This is a genomic window from Sphingomonas horti (assembly GCF_009753715.1).
Classification (GTDB): domain Bacteria; phylum Pseudomonadota; class Alphaproteobacteria; order Sphingomonadales; family Sphingomonadaceae; genus Sphingomonas_B; species Sphingomonas_B horti.
In genome coordinates, this window is sequence record NZ_WQMS01000003.1 from 1 (window position 1) to 2,320 (window position 2,320).

Genomic DNA, 2,320 nt, shown 5'->3' on the forward strand with positions numbered 1-2,320 from the left:
TTCTAAACCCACTACGACCGCTGCATCCGAATTCGCGACGGCAGGCGGCGCCAATCCCGCTTCTTTCTCTCCAAAAGGGCTGCGCCGGGCCGAATTGGCATCCTTGCCTAACAATATCAGCCGCGCCTCCTATATTGGAGCTATTGCAGCACCTGCCGCGAGCGCAGCTGCGACTGAGAGATGCTTTGTGCTCCCGCTCACGACGGAGCTGTGCATGATGATCTTCTCACCCGCCACACAGACGCAGACCTCGACCCCTGACAGTGTTCAGCATCGTTCGGAGATCGACGCGCTCGACGCGGCTCTCCAGGATATGACAGCTGCATTTTCCAGCGATTTTGCCAATGGTCTGATAGGACAACGCCATAATACGTTCTCGCACCGGACTCGCGTCCTTCGGCAGATGACAGACGATCTCGCGTTGATGCGCGCGCAAGACCTACTGCCATTGGTCCAGAACATTCCCGAATAGACGCGGGCGAGCAGCTGGTGTTTGCACCAGGGCCGCCCACTCGCCGGACAACGGCGGTTGGCACGGGCCATAGGTTTAGCTGCTCCGACCCGGATCAGTGCGTTGGCCAAAGGCGCGAACGCGAAAGAGGAGCGATGAATGGCCAAGGGGCAGCGCAAGAGCAACAAGGAAATCCGCAAGCCGAAGAAGGAAGGGCCGCCCAAGCAGAACGCGTCTGCTCCGAGCAAGAAGGGAACGCCGGTCGCTCCGATCGGTAAACCGTCCTGAACAAGGATCATTGGCATCAATAAACGCGGTCGTTGGCAGATCGGGTGTTATGAAACCCGACTGCTCCGCCCAACCGGCAGGCTCGCATGGATCTACACTTCGCGATTGCCGGCATGGCGTTCGCCGCGGTCGGGGTTCTGCACCGGTGCACCGGCCAAGCTGACTGCACTCGCGACCCAACAAACCCAAAAAGGTCACCGTTGAACATGCAATTCAATAAACGCTTTGACCGTCCCCGCCTCTCGCCCGAGCAAGCCGCGCGCCAAGGCCGCGCCGCGCGCCTGGCCTGCGAACGCATGCCCCAGTCGGGCGCAGCAGTGGCATTCCTCAACACTCACGACCATGCACTCGGCGGACGCCCCATCGACCTTGCGATCGGCAGCGAAGGAGGCCTGCGCGCTGTCGAAGCCGCTATTGCCGCATTTGTGGCTGCACCGCCCAGCAGTTCGTGATCGCCACTTCACCGCTCTCCTCCGCGTCCACCCTGGCGCTAGCTTCGAAGAGCTTGTGCGTTCAGCGCCCGAAAGAACACTATGCACCAGTCCAATCCCGTTTCCGCCTGGTTTTCTGTTGGCGCCGATGTTTGGTTGCTCTGTTTTGAGGCGGCGGCCCATGCCGAAGCGCAACGCATGGTCGGCGAAAAGATGGCAGCGTTGTTCGAGCTCCAGCAACTCGCATTTGCAGGCAAGCTGGGCGAGACAGCGCCAGATGCTGTTGGAAAGACCATTGCCCACTACCGACGTGCTGTTCGGGCCAACCGTCGCCGATTGACGCGCTAGGCAGCCATTGTTCGCCCCCGAAGCCGGGTTGTCGGCAACGTCTCGCATTCCAGCTTTCCTATCCCGCAAGTCCGAGGAATTGGCCGCTAGCGACGTGCTCTTACAACGGCGCAGTCGAGATGGAGCGCTGGATCGTAGCCAAAGCCCATGTCCGATCGGTCGGCAGGGCACAGGCGAGCATTGGAACGAATGATTGTTCGGCTGGTTTGAGCTGAATCGCCAGCTTGAGCCCAGCGCGCTGACGACCGAGAGACAGTCGTCGTGCTCCCGCTAACTCCAGGGAGCGCGGCAATGCCAACTTCAATCACGAACCAAGAGCTCGCGCGTACGAGCGAGGAAACAGCGGACCGCCTTTCCGCATCTGCCGCCTCGATAGAAATGACCAAGGCGCACATCAGCGCCTCGCGCGAGATGATTGCGCGGTCGTTGCAAACGCTCAGCGAGGGAACATACCCGATAGGTGCCACCGGACATCAAGGTCGGCCAACCACCGGCTGAAAAACATCCATTCACGCAGGATGTCAGACGCAACCCGCCCTGAAGAGGGATTTGCGGCTGTTTGCAGGGTCGATGGCGCAACGATGCACCGGCCGTGAAGATGGCGTGGGGCGACGGACACTGAATGCCGCTCAGCTCAACTCTGTTTGGAGGCGAGCCAGATGATGTGAGGCGGCTCCTGCAAGGTCCCGTCCGGGTCAACGACAACCTCTTCGACCCCAAATCCCGTCTCCTGAAGCCGGTCGGCAAAGGACCGGTCCGGGTAGGCCGACCAGACCGCCAGCAGTCCGCCCGGTCTCAAGGC

Annotated in this window: 4 protein-coding genes; all 4 read left to right on the forward strand. The window is 61.0% G+C overall.

What is annotated here, in order from left to right; translation table 11 throughout:
* Positions 1 to 472 (forward strand): hypothetical protein (locus tag GON01_RS16850; protein ID WP_220128477.1); only part of this gene is annotated, 472 nt, incomplete at its 5' end.
* A gap of 138 nt (positions 473 to 610) precedes the next feature.
* A complete protein-coding gene (locus GON01_RS17170) occupies positions 611 to 739 on the forward strand; it encodes a hypothetical protein (protein WP_258558474.1) in 129 nt (42 codons plus the stop codon).
* 200 nt (positions 740 to 939) lie between these two features.
* A complete protein-coding gene (locus GON01_RS03340) occupies positions 940 to 1,191 on the forward strand; it encodes an antitoxin Xre/MbcA/ParS toxin-binding domain-containing protein (RefSeq protein WP_408640894.1) in 252 nt (83 codons plus the stop codon).
* A gap of 81 nt (positions 1,192 to 1,272) precedes the next feature.
* Positions 1,273 to 1,518, forward strand: coding sequence for a hypothetical protein (locus GON01_RS03345; RefSeq protein ID WP_157025968.1), 246 nt, complete (start codon positions 1,273 to 1,275; stop codon positions 1,516 to 1,518).
* Positions 1,519 to 2,320: the final 802 nt, after the last annotated feature.

What these genes read in the sequence shown, in the direction of transcription:
- GON01_RS17170 (WP_258558474.1), top strand. Translation starts at nt 611, where the DNA reads ATGGCCAAGGGGCAGCGCAAGAGCAACAAGGAAATCCGCAAGCCGAAG.
- GON01_RS03345 (WP_157025968.1), top strand. Translation starts at nt 1,273, where the DNA reads ATGCACCAGTCCAATCCCGTTTCCGCCTGGTTTTCTGTTGGCGCCGAT.